General features: G+C 47.4%; 10 protein-coding genes. 5 read left to right on the top strand and 5 right to left on the bottom strand.

Features of this window, described 5'->3' with window-relative positions; translation table 11 throughout:
* Positions 1 to 90: 90 nt before the first annotated feature.
* Positions 91 to 2,949 (bottom strand): triple tyrosine motif-containing protein, encoded by a 2,859-nt coding sequence (locus QFZ51_RS14745; RefSeq protein ID WP_429046780.1) that lies wholly within the window; start codon positions 2,947 to 2,949, stop codon positions 91 to 93.
* A gap of 184 nt (positions 2,950 to 3,133) precedes the next feature.
* Here QFZ51_RS14745 and QFZ51_RS14750 point away from each other — a divergent pair, with 184 nt between their 5' ends.
* Complete coding sequence (locus tag QFZ51_RS14750) at positions 3,134 to 4,864, top strand: cellulase family glycosylhydrolase (protein ID WP_429046781.1); 1,731 nt, start codon at positions 3,134 to 3,136, stop codon at positions 4,862 to 4,864.
* A gap of 72 nt (positions 4,865 to 4,936) precedes the next feature.
* Entirely contained in the window at positions 4,937 to 6,154 is a 1,218-nt protein-coding gene (locus QFZ51_RS14755) for a family 16 glycosylhydrolase (RefSeq protein WP_429046782.1), read from the top strand.
* Positions 6,155 to 6,214: 60 nt separating this feature from the next.
* On the opposite strand, the gene QFZ51_RS14760 is transcribed toward QFZ51_RS14755, so the two are convergent.
* Positions 6,215 to 6,886, bottom strand: a complete 672-nt coding sequence (locus QFZ51_RS14760) for an MgtC/SapB family protein (RefSeq protein WP_429046784.1) — start codon at positions 6,884 to 6,886, stop codon at positions 6,215 to 6,217.
* A gap of 140 nt (positions 6,887 to 7,026) precedes the next feature.
* On the opposite strand from QFZ51_RS14760, the gene QFZ51_RS14765 reads away from it, so the two are divergent.
* From QFZ51_RS14765 to QFZ51_RS14775, 3 genes are all read left to right on the top strand, one after another.
* A complete protein-coding gene (locus tag QFZ51_RS14765) occupies positions 7,027 to 7,929 on the top strand; it encodes a BPSS1187 family protein (RefSeq protein WP_429046786.1) in 903 nt (300 codons plus the stop codon).
* Between the two features lie 90 nt (positions 7,930 to 8,019).
* Positions 8,020 to 9,459 (top strand): DNA/RNA non-specific endonuclease, encoded by a 1,440-nt coding sequence (locus tag QFZ51_RS14770; protein ID WP_429046788.1) that lies wholly within the window; start codon positions 8,020 to 8,022, stop codon positions 9,457 to 9,459.
* 388 nt (positions 9,460 to 9,847) lie between these two features.
* Positions 9,848 to 10,657, top strand: a complete 810-nt coding sequence (locus QFZ51_RS14775) for a glycosyltransferase family 2 protein (protein WP_429046790.1) — start codon at positions 9,848 to 9,850, stop codon at positions 10,655 to 10,657.
* Positions 10,658 to 10,712: 55 nt separating this feature from the next.
* Here QFZ51_RS14775 and QFZ51_RS14780 read toward each other — a convergent pair whose 3' ends face one another.
* The 3 genes from QFZ51_RS14780 to QFZ51_RS14790 all read right to left on the bottom strand — a co-directional run bounded on the left by QFZ51_RS14780 (position 10,713) and on the right by QFZ51_RS14790 (position 14,988).
* On the bottom strand, positions 10,713 to 12,533 hold the full coding sequence (locus QFZ51_RS14780) for an ABC transporter ATP-binding protein (RefSeq protein WP_429046792.1): 1,821 nt from the start codon (positions 12,531 to 12,533) through the stop codon (positions 10,713 to 10,715).
* A gap of 225 nt (positions 12,534 to 12,758) precedes the next feature.
* Complete coding sequence (locus QFZ51_RS14785; protein WP_429046794.1) at positions 12,759 to 14,294, bottom strand: sulfatase family protein; 1,536 nt, start codon at positions 14,292 to 14,294, stop codon at positions 12,759 to 12,761.
* Between the two features lie 91 nt (positions 14,295 to 14,385).
* Positions 14,386 to 14,988 (bottom strand): DUF1349 domain-containing protein, encoded by a 603-nt coding sequence (locus QFZ51_RS14790; RefSeq protein ID WP_227024582.1) that lies wholly within the window; start codon positions 14,986 to 14,988, stop codon positions 14,386 to 14,388.
* Positions 14,989 to 15,098 lie beyond the last annotated feature (110 nt).

Consider the following 15,098-nt stretch of genomic DNA (forward strand, 5'->3'; position numbering starts at 1 on the left):
CCCTGCAAAAGTAAGAAGAAATACGCCCCTTCGGGTGATGTGACTGTTATCTTCTTTGATTTTACCGTGGGGAGACAAGCATTCGCGTATTTATTCCTGTGTAATATTGATCAGGAAATCATACAGTCCTGTTTCGCCGGGGATGTTCAGTTTCTTGCGAAGCCGGTACCGGCTGGTTTCCACGCCGCGTACGGAAATACCCATCGACTGGGCTATTTCTTTGGTGGTAAGATTAATGCGCAGGTAGGCACAAAGTTTAAGATCAGTGGTGGTCAAATCCGGGTATTGTTTTTTAAGGGTGCGCAGGAAGTTGTTATGCACTTCATCAAAGTGTTGGGAGAACTGCGCCCAGTCTTCCTCGTTATTCTCTGCTTCTTCAAATAACCGCATCACTTTTTTGAAAGAAGGAAGCGCTTCGGGGTCATTGGTTTTCTTTACGCTTTGTATCAGCTCTTCACGGATATTGGATATTAGTTTGCCTTTCTGTACCAGGTGCATCGTGGCGGTGGCCAGCTCTTTATTTTTATGTTGTACGTCTGATTCCAGTTTTTCATTGCGCAGCCGGATCAGCTGTTTCTCGTTTCTTTCCAGCTCCAGCTGGTGTTGAAAAATGAGATGTTGTTGTTCCTGCAGATGTTTGTCTTTCTGTGCAGCAAATTTTTTCTTCTGACGCCGGTACAGGTACCAGATCAGCCCCGCGAGCAGCAGTATATACACCGTCTTCGCTATATAGGTTTGATACCAGGCGGGTAAAATGGTAAAAGAATAACTGGCGGGAGCGGAGATATTGCCGAGGTTATCTTTTGCCTTTACCCAAAAAGTATATTTTCCGTAAGGGAGATTGGTATATTCTTTTTCTGTTTTGGCGGTCCATTCGCCGGGTTGTTTATCGAAGCCGGCCAGCTGATAGCTGTAAGTAATATGATTGCCTTGTTCTGCCGGGGGAACCGTATATTCAAAATGAAAACTGTTGAACGCATTCGGGAGTACCACTGGCGGCTGCGTACCGGCCGTTTGGTAGCCGCCATACAGCAGAGTGTCTTTCCGGTTGGTGGCTTTTATTTGTCCGAGTAATACCGACAGGCCGGCATCATGACGGGAGTATTTTTTATAGTTGAGATGATAAATGCCTTTGTCGCCGCCAAAAAAGATATTCTCCTCATTAAAAGGATAAATGAACTCAAAGCCGCCAACGATCTTCCCGGTGAGTTCGGGGAACCAGGTAATTGTTTGCTGCCGTGGTTTCAATACTCCCGGCTTTTTATCTGCCACCAGCCAGATGTTGCCGCTGCTGTCTTCCGAAAGATATTGCACCGCTGCATTTTTCAGCGGGGCAAACAATCCCTGCGACGGAACAAATTGCTGCCGGGCTTCATCAAATTCATAAATGCCTTTCATGGTGGCGGCTACCATCCGTTGTTGAATACGGAAAACGTAATTATTGTAGGTGGACGGCAGCCCGTCTTTTTGCGTGAACAAGCGGTAGCTCAGGGCGGTGTCATTTTTTAGGGTGAGCAGGTATACACCGCGGTAGGGGTGGGAGGACCAGATACGTTGCTGTGGGTCCATCGCCAGGAAGCGGAGGGATTCGTATAAACCGGAGACGTGCCGGTTGACACGCACCTGTGGGCCGTTATAGCGGATAATAGCCAGGCCATTATAACAGCCGGTAAGTATGTTGTTGGAAAGCGGCAGGTAGGCCCAGCAGCCCAGGTCTTTCAGCACTGCAGCAGCCTTGTTGCCGGTGATTTCAAACGTTCCTTCCTGGTGGGCCATCAGCAGGTGGGAGCCGATAGCAGAAAGGTTCCATACCTGGCCACGGGTGTTGGCCACCGGCTGAAAGTTGCCTTTGGAATAGCTGAGGTCTGCAACGGTGTCCAGTGGTGTGCTGTATAGTCCATCGGAAGTGCCGATGTAAAGGCGCTGATTAAACACCTTTGCCGCATAAGTGGTAAGCGAATTATGTTTGGCGGGCAGTATCTGTTTAATGGCGGTATTGTAACGCAGCTGATCGATACCGTTGTCCAGCGCGAGCCAGATATTATGGCGGGGATCAGCAAACAGGCGGAGCACATTATTATTCTGAAGGCCCTCGTCCATGCTGAATTGCTGGATCACGCTGCCATTATTGGCATTGATGATAAAGCATCCTTTGGAGAAGGTGCCCACCGCCAGCTGGCCGTTACCCAGCGGGATGGCGCAATAAATACGGCTGCTCCGGAAAACACTATCTGCTGCTGTTTGCAGCGGGAGTAACTGTTGCCCGGTGATACGGAAAAGGCCATCCTTGAGGGTGGCAACCAGCAGGGTATCACTTTTTTCTTCCAGGAAAGCGGTGACCAGGAGAGATTTGCCCTGGAAGCCGGTGCAAACAGGTTGCCATTTACCGTTTAATAATTTCAGCAGTCCCTGTTTCAGGTCCTGCGCGTAAAGGCCATGGGCCGTGCTGCCCATTATTTTCCATTCTACGGGGGCATCGTACACGTCTATCTGCCGGTTACGCCAGCCGAATATTTTATTGTTGCTTTTGAAGTAAACGCCATTGTTGAATAATGCAATATTCCAGATGTCTGCAAATTCTGTTTGCCCGGCGGGGATATACTTTTTGAGAGAAGTATATTCCAGGATACCATTTTTATTGGGCAGATAATACCCGAAGTCGTCCTGTGCGCCAACATAAATCTTCCCGTCCGGCGCCACTTTTACTGCTCGCAGGCGGGTGTTGTTGGGTACGGGGTAAAGCTTCCAGTAATTGCCGTTGAAGGTAAGAAGCCCTTCATTATTGGCGAAATACAGGATGCCATTATGGTCAACATCAATGTCCCAGGTTTGCCCATTTCCCTGGTATTGGGCTTTGCTGAAATTCACCACAGCGGGTAGTCCGATTGTATTCTGGGCTAATAATATTTTTCCGTGGAATAAAAGGGCCAGCAACAACAAATGCTTCATCTAAAAAGCGTTTTACTAAATGTAAAATTTTTTTGCTGATGTAGGTAAGATGTAATGAAGATAGATTAGCTATCAATGTTTTAATGTCCTTTGAAGTAGAAATGACGTAGTGCCGGAAATGATTTTATGCTTTTAAATAGGGATCTTGGATATTCTTATTTTTCTTTTTAAAGAGACACTGTACATGCTGAAATTCCACGTTATAGCACTCACGTTATTGCTGGCTTCTGTGCTGCCTGGTAACGGGCAGGGATATCTGAAAACCCGCGGCCACATTATTGTTAATGAAAAAAACGAGCAGGTGATCCTCCGGGGAATGGGCCTCGGAGGCTGGATGTTGCAGGAGGGCTATATGTTCCGCCTGGGTAATATCGGCCAGCAATACAGGATCCGCGAAAAGATCCGGGAACTGATAGGGCCTGAAAAAACACAGGCATTTTATGATGCGTGGCTTACCAATCATACCACCAGGAGGGATATTGACTCGATGGCGGCATGGGGGTTCAATTCCGTTCGCCTGCCCATGCACTTCAACCTGTACACGCTGCCGGCAGATGAGGAGCCGGTTGCCGGTCAAAATACCTGGCTGGAAAAAGGGTTTGCACTGACCGACTCCCTACTGAACTGGTGTAAGGCCAATCATATGTACCTGATCCTTGATCTGCATGCTGCACCTGGTGGGCAGGGGAACGATCTGCCTATTTCCGACAGGCACCCCGAAAAGCCATCTCTCTGGGAAAGCCAGGCTAACCGGGATAAAACCATTGCCTTATGGCGCAAGTTGGCAGCGCGTTACGCCAACGAACCCTGGATAGGCGGTTATGATATTATCAATGAACCTAACTGGGGATTTGAAGACGCCGGGGATAAAAGGGGCACCAAAGAAACAAAGAACATTCCCCTGAAACAGCTGATGACAGCCATCACCAAAGCCATCCGGGAAGTAGATCAACAGCATATCATCATTATAGAAGGAAATGGTTTCGGGAATAATTACAAGGGCATACTGCCTGCGTGGGATAATAACATGGTGATCAGCTTTCACAAATACGGCAACTTCACCAATACCGCTTCTATCCAGAATTTCCTGGATTTACGGGCGCAATATAACCTCCCGTTGTGGCTGGGGGAATCGGGGGAAAACTCCAATAACTGGTTCACCCATACTATCAGTATGGCAGAAAGCAATGATATCGGCTGGGCATGGTGGCAGCTGAAAAAGATGGGGGTCAACAATCCCCTGGAAATAAAGCTCACGTCCGGTTACCAGGCGCTCCTGGATTACTGGAACGGCAAAGGGCCCGCACCTGCGGCGGATGAAGCCTATCGCGCGCTCATGGAATTTGCAGGCAATACCGGGATCGAAAATAATATTTACCATAAAGATGTGACAGATGCTATGTTCCGCCAGGTGGCTTCCGGTAAGGCCATTCCTTTCCGGGAACATATCATCAAAGACAAGGCTGTGATCCGCGCGGTGGACTATGATCTGGGACGAAACCTTTCAGCGTATAACGACCTGGATACCGCGAGCTACCATTATACGCCGGGTGTTAATACACAGGGGAACCGCGGACACGCTTACCGCAACGATGGCGTGGATATAAAAAAGGAGGAGGATGAGTTTGTGGTATTTCATATTGAAAGCGGCGAATGGCTGCAGTACACTACCCGGGTTGCCGTTGCCGGGAACTACACCCTTACCGTAAAAATAAAAGCAGATACCGATAGTGTTGCCCCCAGGTTTAAGATCAGCAGCGATGACAACGTGCTGGCGGCTGATATTGCCGTGCCATCTGCGGGGCAGCAGGTGGTGGTGAAAAATATCCGCCTCACAAAAGGGGAACACCGGATCCGGATAGCCTTTGTGCAGGGTGGCGGTGTGTTTACCGGGATGACCTTTGAAAGAAAGTAAGAACGCATAAAATTAACTCCACGTTTGATCCATTAGCCTTATTTGTTCACCTTTTCTTTAATTGTAAATTCCATGAAAGAAAAACTGATCTCCATTAGCGTAGGTTCCTTCCTGTTAGTGGTAATGATGAGCGCCTGCAAAAAAGAGGCGAAAACAACCAATAATCTGCAGCCTTTGGATGCCCGGCCTGCTGCAGTGGCAGTGCAGGCGGCAGCCGCAGCGTACACGCTGATCTGGTCTGACGAATTTGACGGCACCAGTGTCAACACTTCCAAATGGTCTTTTGAAACCGGTCCGGGTGTGAATAATGAAAAGCAGTATTACCAGTCGTCCAATGCCAGTGTGAGCAACGGCAACCTGGTGATTACCGCGAAGAAGCAGTCCGTGAACGGCTGGCCCTATACCTCTGCGCGAATGAACACCGCCGGGCATTTTACCACGCAGTACGGCCGCATTGAAGCGCGGATTAAACTGGCCTCCGGGCAGGGGCTATGGCCTGCCTTCTGGATGCTGGGCAATAACATTGGCTCCGTGGGTTGGCCGAAATGCGGTGAAATAGATATCATGGAGCAGGTAAATACCAGCAACACTGTTTATGGCACTATTCACTGGGATGCCAACGGTCATGTTTCCTATGGCGGCACTTCCAGTACCACTATTACTGATTACCACGTATATGCGGTGGAGTGGGATGCCAATGCAATCCGCTGGTACCTGGATGGTAACCAGTTTGCAACGGCCAATATACAGAACAGTATCAACAGCACCGAAGAATTCCACAACCAGTTTTTTATCATCATGAACATGGCTGTGGGAGGCGATTTCCCCGGACAAACGATTGATGAAAGTAAACTGCCTGCCAATATGTACGTGGATTACGTGCGGGTATACTCCATTTCCAACAGCGGTGGCAATGCGCCTATTGGCAGCACCATTACGCTCAAAGGATTTAATAATGCTTTTGTGAGCAGTGAAAACGGCACACAGGCCATGACCTGCAACCGCACTACTGCACAGGGATGGGAACAGTTTACCGTGGAAGATGCCGGCGGTGGTAAGGTGGCATTGAAAAGCCAGGGTAAGTATGTTTCTTCAGAAAACGGCGTTAATCCCATTACGTGTAACCGTACCAGTGTGGGCGACTGGGAAAAATTTGACTGGATAGTAAATACAGACGGCAGCATCGCCCTCCGCGGAAATAATGGGCGATATGTGTCGTGCGAAAACGGCACGCAGGCTATGACCTGCAACCGTACCACTATTTCCGGCTGGGAGTCGTTCCGGTATTAATTGATATAGGTTGATGGATCGGGCCGGCCGTGTTAACGGCCGGCTTTCCTATGCTGTAGATCAACTGTTCCATGATACTTCCTTTACGCCGGTATCTGCCTGTATATCTGCGATCAGCTTGCCTACAATGGTTTTATCCATGCTTCTGAAACGTACCGTGATAAAGAAGAAACTGTCTGTTTGCTCGATGTTGCAGGAAGTAATATTGAGCGCGGTGTTTTGAAATAATTTATCTGCTACCTCAATGGATTTGCTCCGTTCAAAAGTGATGATGCGGATAGTTTTTTGTTCAAAGCGGCTGAGGAATCTTTTTTCTACCGGCTGCAGCAGCCACAGGATGATGATTGCAATAGCGGTGGCAATAAATGCGGCGAAATACATGCCGCCGCCGGTGGCGAGCCCGATAGCTGCTACCGTCCATAATCCCGCGGCGGTAGTGAGCCCGCGAACCACGCCTTCTTTCAGAAAAAGAATGGTGCCGGCGCCGATAAATCCAATACCGCTGATCACCTGTGCGGCCACCCTGGAGGGGTCCAGTACAATGTTAGGCTGCCCCAGGATATCGGAAAATCCGTAAGCGGAAACCATCATGGTTAACGCCGCACCTACAGACACCATCATGTGGGTTCTAAGACCGGCAGCCCAGTCCTTCCGTTCTCTTTCCAAACCTATTATACCGCCAAAAACCGCTGCCAGCGATAATCTTATCAATATTTCCATCCAGGGTATCATACTACTAATTTACGCAATAAATTTTCTTTCATCCTGCGGAGGTTGTCTTCTGCCTGATTACGGTGATTATTCCGATATAGCCGGGCTTTTAAAGAAGCTCAAAATTTGTATCTTGACATCAATTCATTTATATTTTTCGCATGCTTCCAATCAAACTACGTTTACTCATTGCCACTGCGCTTCTTTTTTCCGTTACAACCCGGGCGCAGGTAAAGTTCCGGACAATAGCACCCAACGTCACCCAGCCGGGATTAAAGACAGTGCATTCGCCGCATCTTGCCGCAGAACCCGCTGCGGGAAACAACCGCCATCAGCTGATAGTGATGATTCCTGGTACCGGCGGCACGGCCACTGATTTCCGTACATTCGACAGCTCTTTCGCGGCCATGGGCTATTATGTGATCACCCCGGATTATATGAACACGGTGATCACCACGGCGTGTTCCAAAAGTGAAGACAGTACCTGTTTTGATCATTTCCGCCAGGAAATTATGTTTGGTACGCCGGTGAGTGATAAGGTAGATGTAGATTCTGCCAACAGCCTGGTGAACCGTTTTACAAAACTGGTGGTGTACCTGGCTGCGCAGGATCGTGGCTGGAGTGAGTTTGTACGTAATGGACAAGTGCGCTGGGATAAAGTTATTGCTGCAGGTCATTCGCAGGGAGCGGGGCATGCAGCATATTTTGGGAAGCAGTTCCGTTTGCGTGGAGTGCTGATGTTTTCGGGCCCGCAGGATTACCTGCAATATTTTAATGCGCCGGCGCATTGGCAGCAGGAGCGTGGCCGCACGCCGGTGAACAGGTATTATGCGTTTCTGCATGTTGCTGACCCGTTTAATTACCAGTACCAGGTGCAGGATGTAAGCGCGGTGAGCCACCAGGCGATAACCGATACCACGATGGTGCAGCCGGGAATGCCCGTTCACTCCAGGAATAGTATCCTTGTTACGGATGTGGATCGTAAAGATAAACACGGATCTACGCTGGGAACAGACTTCATAGCCGTGTGGAAATATATGATCAGCGGGGCTACCCGGAATTAATAAGGAACTGGCTAACGGTCTCGTGTAAACGATGAACTTTGTCCTCCTGTTTTTTATTCTTTATCTTCGCGGGGCGTTCGTTACCATTCTATGTCAAAGAAGAAGAGAAGAAAAAAGAAGAAGCACCAGGGAAGCAGCAGTTTAGCCGTTATCGTTATATTGATCATCGCTGCATTTACGGTGACTACCTGTTCCCGGAAAATTACCGGGGACAATGAAAAATCTCCTCCAAAGAAATCATCTCACAAAAAAAATACTACTTCCGGCACCAGTATATTTTTACTGGCAGAAGATTTTGAAACGGGATCCAAAACAAATTATAACAGCGGGGACGTGGCATTATCCAGTGGTGCCTGGAAGTTTAAGGATGCCGTCACCGGCAACCTGGAGGAAGATCATAAAACAGGTACACAGGCGTTGCGTATCCGGGACAATGGTATGGCCGGAATGAAATTCGATATCCTTGTAAAAGGAACGGTAACGGTTACACTAAAATTTGCCGGGTACGGGGACGATAAAATGGGCACATGGGAGTTGTGGGCATCAGTGAACCGCGGGCAAAGCTATTTTCGTGTGGGGGATCCCGTTAGTGTTACGTCCGGTGTGCTGAAAACGGCCACTTTTACCGCGAAAAGTACGGGCACTATCCGTTTTGATATCCGGAAAACAGATCCCGGCAGCAGCAGGATCAATTTTGATCGGTTCCGGGTCACTGCCGGCGGAAAGGACACACCGGTTAAGCCGGTGGAGAAACCGGCAGGGAGCGACGACGACAACCTGTTACTGGGCAATCCCAGCGATGCCAGTGGATCGTTGGTGATGGCGAATAATTACCTGATGGATAAGGAATATTACAAGCTGTCGTATAACCGTGACAGGGGAACGCCCAATTGGGTGGCCTGGCATGTATCGCGGAAGGACCTGGGCAAAATGTCGAGGGCCAATGATTTCAGGCCGGACGCCGATATTCCTGGGAACTGGTACCAGGTATCCCAAACTAGTTATATGGGCAGCGGATTCGACAGGGGGCATAATTGTCCGTCGGGCGACCGGACCGCCACCCGTGCCGCCAATGAATCCACTTTCCTGATGACCAATATGATCCCGCAGGCGCCTAACCACAACCAGCATTTATGGAAGAACCTGGAAGAATATACCCGGGAGCTGGTGATGAAAGGGAACGAAGTATATGTGATCATGGGCAGCTATGGCAGCGGGGGAGCCGGCAGCAAGGGACTGGCCAAAACAATAGACGGGCGTAAGGTTACCGTGCCGGACCATATCTGGAAGGTCCTCGTAATTTTACCGGAAGGAAACAATGATTTGCAGCGAATCAATAAGAACACCCGTATTATTGCAGTGAACACACCAAATAAAAACGATGTAAATGCGAGGTGGAGCGCTTACCTGACATCTATTGACGAGATAGAAAAGGCTACCAGGTATAAGTTGCTTGACAAGGTACCGCCGGTGGTAAGACAGGAATTAGTAAAGAAAATAGATGCAGGACAGGAGAGAATGTATCGTTAAAAAAAATATTATGTTGTTCTGATAATTAAATTATAAATTGCATAAAATTATTATGTTTTTGTAGTTTGTAAACTAATATCCAAAAAATAAATCATGATAAGTTCCTATAAAAACCAGATTGGCATAATTTTATTGAAAGTACTGTAGCTACATGTAACTTATTGAAGCCTTAGATCGTTATTATAATTAGAAGCTAACTTAAAGTATAACTGGCCGATTATTAATGGAAATAAACCTACACTTTTCTTGATTATATGTACATATAACAAGACAAATACTGTGTACACAACGAAAGAAATGGCGTAAAATAATTAGGGGTAAAATGGCGTTATACTAGAGAAGCTTAACAATATGAGCTTTTTAAACATTAATTTTATATCTAACTAATATGGGTGAAAGAGTGTCGGTGGCCTTACTTGTTACTACATACAACTGGCCGGAAGCATTAAAGCTTGTGCTGGATAGTGTACTGGTGCAAACCGTTCTCCCCGACGAAGTCATTATAGCTGATGATGGCTCCGGAGAGGCTACCAGGGATGTTGTAGAGGCATTCAGACGAAAAACCAATATTCCGGTGAAGCATTTCTGGCATCCGGACGAAGGTTTCCGTAAAACTATCATCATTAACCAGGCAATTACCGGTACTTCTTCCGACTATATTATCCAGATTGATGGCGATATTGTAATGCATGAGCTTTTCATCAGGGACCATATCAGTGAAGCGGAAAAAGGATATTTTATCCGTGGCAGCAGGGTGTTGTTACAGGAAGAGATTACCAGGAAATACCTGAACAATGGTCAATTTGAGCGGGTATCTTCTTTCAGCAGAGACGTGAGAAACCGGATTAATTCACTTCGCATTCCTTTCCTGGCTCCATTGCTGATTAAAAAGAGTCAGCGTTCCCGTAACTGGATCGGTTGTAACTGTGCTTTCTGGAGAGAAGATTTTCTGAAAGTGAATGGTTATAATAACGAATTGAAAGGGTGGGGGCACGAGGATATTGAACTGGCAGCACGTTTCATCAACTCAGGTTTATACCAGAAAAAGGTAAAATTAAAAGCGGTATGTTATCACCTGCATCATCCTTTTAATTCCCGTGTACACGAAAACATCAACTACAGGGTTTACCTGGATACCTTAAACCACGGGATTGCCTATTGTTCCAACGGCTACAGGCACCATTTAACGACGGAGTAAATAATCAAAAAAGATATTTCATAAAAAAGGCCACCGATCGGTGGCCTTTTTTTATTTAGTTACTAAACGTTTGCATTTCAATGAGCCGTTTATAAATACCGTTGTTGCTGAGTAGTTCCTGGTGGGTGCCTTGCTCGGCCACCTGGCCGTTATCCAGTACAATGATCAGGTCCGCGTTCTGAATAGTGCTCAGGCGGTGGGCAATCACCAGGGATGTGCGGTTCTTCATCAGGTTATTCAGCGCATCCTGCACCATTTTCTCGGATTCGGTATCCAGGGCGGAAGTGGCCTCGTCCAGCAGCATCAGCGGTGGATTGGAGAGCACGGCGCGTGCAATGCAGATACGCTGCCGTTGTCCGCCGGAGAGCTTGGACCCTTTATCCCCGATATTGGTGTTGTAGCCGTCTTCGGTTTTGCTGATAAAATCGTGTGCGTTGGCAATCCTGGCTGCGGCCTCTACCTCTTCCATGGTGGCGTCAGGTTTGGCAAAAGCAATATTGTTAAAGATGGTGTCATTAAAGAGGATGGACTCCTGGTTTACAACGCCCATGAGTGCCCGTAAAGATTCCATTGTAACAGACTTCAGGTTTTTGCCGTCTATCAGGACGCTGCCTGACTGCGGGTCCATGAAACGGGGGATCAGGTCCATCAAGGTGGATTTTCCGCCGCCGGAAGGGCCCACCAGCGCCACCGTGGAGCCTTTGGGTATGCTGAGGTGAATGTTATTCAGTACTTTCTTCTCGCCGTAGGCGAAAGAAACGCCATCAAAACGGATCTCATTGGTAAAGCCGTTTAAGGTAACAGCATCGGGTGCGTTGGTGATAGCCGATTGCTGATCGATCAGCTCCAGCACCCTGTCGCCCGCCGCAACGCCTGAATGGATATTGCTGAACGCAGTGGAAATAGCTTTTGCCGGGCGCATAATCTGGGAGAAGAGGGCAATATATACCACAAAGGTAGATCCGTCCATATCCCCCTGGTTATTGATAATAAGCGAACCGCCATAAAACACGATACCGGCCACCATTAAGACCCCTAAAGTTTCAGAAACGGGCGACGCCAGTTGCTGTCTTTTAGCCATTGAGCGGGATATCTTGGAATACTTGCGGTTTTGTTCATCAAAGCGGTTGGTAATAAATCCAACGGCATTAAATGCCTTTACGATCCTGATGCCGTTCAGCGCCTCATCGAGGTAGCTGATCATCATGCCGTAAGTTTGATGGGAAGCGGTAGCCTGTTCTTTCAGTCGTTTTACGATCCGGGATATAATCAGACCGGCTACCGGAATCACCAGCATCGATACCAGCGTTAATTTATACGAGATAAGGAACAGGATGACCAGGAAAGAGATCAATTGGGCCGGTTCTTTAAATAACACCTGCAGGGTACCGGTTACCGTATACTGTACTACCTGGACATCTGATGCAATCTTAGAAATGATATCTCCCTTTCTTTCATTGCTAAAATAACCCAGGTGAAGGTTCATTACATTGTTGAATACTGATTTACGCAGGTTCAGCAAGGTTTGTATGCGCAGGCTTTCCATGGTACGATCTGCGAAATAGCGGAACAGGTTGCCTACTAATACTGAGGCGGCAATACAGGCGCAAACAAATTCCAGGCTTTTGATTTTACCATATTCACTGGCAATAGTGGTGGTGTAATGTTTAAATACTTTGAAAATATCAAAATAATTGTCCGGCATGGGAACAATTTTCTGATTGAGGTCCTTGTTGAACAACGTTTCCAGCAAAGGCGCCAGCAATGCAAGGTTCAGCGTGCTGAATATTACAGACAACAGTACACAGATGATATAGGGGATCGCAAATTTATTAATAGGTTTAGCAAATGATAATAATCGGAAGTATGTCTTCATATTTTAATAATAATCGTATAATGATTAAGACGGTGCATAAAAAAAACCGCATCGTTGCTGATGCGGTTCCTTAAGTTTTTAATTTCCTTTTATCAATAACTTAAAGAATATTTTTCAGTCGCACATTCAAGCCAGCAGATCACCAGTAAAAACTGCAATCAGGGCTCAAAAATAGCCCTTTTGGCTTAATTGTCAAAAGATTTGATCGCCATCGGCTGGCGGCAGTTATGGCTGCGTGAGGATTTTTAGCGCCCCGGTGTCTTTATATTGAACCATCAGTTGTTTCAGGTGCTCTTTTAAGGTGGCGGTGAGTTTCTCCGTGCCTTTCCGGCCGTAAAGATTGTTTACTTCGTGCGGGTCCTGCTTCAGATCATACAGTTCCCAGCTGTTGGACTCCCCGTAAAAGCGTACCAGCGTGTATTGCTCCGTGCGGATACCGAAGTGCGGGTATACATGGTGGGGCTCCGGAAATTCGTAATAGTGGTAATAGGCTTCTTTTCTCCAGGGAACATTTCCGGCATTTGCTTTCAGCAGCGGTAAAAAGGAGGTGCCTTGTATATCAGCGGGTACTTTTACGCCGGCGATGTTCAGGAAAGTGGGGGCCCAGTCGATGTTCAGCATCAGCTGATTGATGGAGGTACCAGGCTTTATTACGCCGGGGTATCTGATCACAAAAGGTGTACGTAATGATTCTTCATAAATAAAGCGTTTATCAAACCAGCCATGTTCTCCCATATAGAAGCCCTGATCGGAGGCATACACAACGACTGTATTTTTTGAGAGACCTGATTTATCGAGATAGTCCAGCAGCTGGCCGATGTTCCTGTCGAGCGATTTTGCCGTGGCCAGGTAATCTTTCAGGTAGCGCTGGTATTTCCATTCTACGAGGGCATCACCTGTTAGTTTTTGTTCATCAAATTCTTTGCTGATCTTATTTTCATAGTAATCAATAAATGCCTTTTTTTGTTCCGGCGTAAAGCGGCCGTAGATCCCTTTTTCGTAATTGGCATGCACTTTCAGGTCTTCTTTCAGGCGCATGGTTTTATCGATGGTCATGTCCTGGTTTTGTGCTGCCAGGCGGTTTTTGTAATCATCTTTGAAAGTGGCCGGGAGGGGAAATGTTTTATCGTCGTATGCACCGAGGTCCTGGACATCCGGCAGCCATTCGCGGTGGGTGGCTTTTTCGCCTACTACCAGGAAGAAGGGTTTGGAAGTATCGCGTTTGTTGAGCCAGTTAACAGAAAGGTTGGTAATAATATTGGTTACATAGCCTTCCATGCGGGTGGTGTCGTTTGGACCGATGATATCAGGGTTGTAGTATTGGCCCTGGCTGTTGAGGATACGCCAGTAGTCGAACCCCTTTGGCAAACTGCCTAAATGCCATTTACCTATCCAGGCAGTCTGGTAGCCGTTTTCCTGCAGCAGGGCAGGGAATAGTTGCTGTTCTACATTAAACCTTTTCTCATTGAGCGTGTAGCCGTTGATGTGACTATACTTACCGGTAAGCAGGGTAGCCCTGCTGGGGCCGCAAATGGAATTGGTGACCAGGGCATTTTTGAAAATGGCCCCCTGGCTGGCAATCCGGTCGATGTTAGGCGTTTGTACCAGTTTGCTGCCATAGGCGCTGATAGCCTGGTAGGCATGGTCATCGGAGAAAATGAAAATAATATTAGGGTGTTGTTGCTGCGCATAGCTGCTGGCAGTGAAGAGGAGTAATAATCCCCAGGTTTTTTTAAGATAGTTTGCGGAGAAGAATTTCATGTTCAAAGTTTTATCTTTTGACGGGTTATGTTCCGTGGTTTTATCAAAGATATTTTAGCGGCCACCCTCCGGCGACCGCATCTCAAAAAAATCATTTCTCCGCCACCACCTTAAACTCCTCAAACACCACATCAAACGGCAACTTCCCCGGTGCAGCGGCCACAGGGCCTATCTGCACTTTACCACCGGGAGGAAAATAGGCCAGTCGCAGCATATCAAATTTCTTATTATCAAAGGAATATTCAATCTGTACATAGTCGCCTTTACGCAGTAACTTCAGCCACATGCTTTTGGGGCTGTCGTGACGCGGAACTACCGACCAGTCGGATACTTCACGGGTTACCACGGCGCTTACGTTCTGTACGCCGTCTACATATTCGATACCGGTTTTAATCCAGTTTTTGGCGTCCTTGCGGATCATCAGGCCGGCCTGGTGGAACAACTCTTTATAGTGTCCGGTAATTTTTACCGTGGCGGTAAAATCGCCTTCCTGTTCCTGGAAATAAAAAGGGCCGTTATCGCGGATGAAGCCGTAGTGGGTTACCTGCCAGTAGTCGGTACCGGGGTCAACGGTCACGTTTATCTTGTTGTGGTCTGCTGACCATTTCTGAGGAGTGTTATACCATTGCATTGTTTGTGCTTTTAGTCCCATACTCATCGCTATGAAAGCGGATAATGCTACCAGTTTTTTCATGATGTTTCCGTAAAAATTTTCTGTAAGATGATAAATATTCTCCGGAATGGGTAATTTTTAGTAATGGGTAGCTGCTCCGGATTTGTTAACTTTAAGAACCCTCTTTAACC

Source organism: Chitinophaga sp. W3I9 (assembly GCF_050434025.1).
In the GTDB taxonomy this organism is placed as follows: domain Bacteria; phylum Bacteroidota; class Bacteroidia; order Chitinophagales; family Chitinophagaceae; genus Chitinophaga.

Coding starts and splice junctions, on each gene's coding strand:
- QFZ51_RS14745 (WP_429046780.1), bottom strand. CDS start 2,949: ATGAAGCATTTGTTGTTGCTGGCCCTTTTATTCCACGGAAAAATATTA.
- QFZ51_RS14750 (WP_429046781.1), top strand. CDS start 3,134: ATGCTGAAATTCCACGTTATAGCACTCACGTTATTGCTGGCTTCTGTG.
- QFZ51_RS14755 (WP_429046782.1), top strand. CDS start 4,937: ATGAAAGAAAAACTGATCTCCATTAGCGTAGGTTCCTTCCTGTTAGTG.
- QFZ51_RS14760 (WP_429046784.1), bottom strand. CDS start 6,886: ATGATACCCTGGATGGAAATATTGATAAGATTATCGCTGGCAGCGGTT.
- QFZ51_RS14765 (WP_429046786.1), top strand. CDS start 7,027: ATGCTTCCAATCAAACTACGTTTACTCATTGCCACTGCGCTTCTTTTT.
- QFZ51_RS14770 (WP_429046788.1), top strand. CDS start 8,020: ATGTCAAAGAAGAAGAGAAGAAAAAAGAAGAAGCACCAGGGAAGCAGC.
- QFZ51_RS14775 (WP_429046790.1), top strand. CDS start 9,848: ATGGGTGAAAGAGTGTCGGTGGCCTTACTTGTTACTACATACAACTGG.
- QFZ51_RS14780 (WP_429046792.1), bottom strand. CDS start 12,533: ATGAAGACATACTTCCGATTATTATCATTTGCTAAACCTATTAATAAA.
- QFZ51_RS14785 (WP_429046794.1), bottom strand. CDS start 14,294: ATGAAATTCTTCTCCGCAAACTATCTTAAAAAAACCTGGGGATTATTA.
- QFZ51_RS14790 (WP_227024582.1), bottom strand. CDS start 14,988: ATGAAAAAACTGGTAGCATTATCCGCTTTCATAGCGATGAGTATGGGA.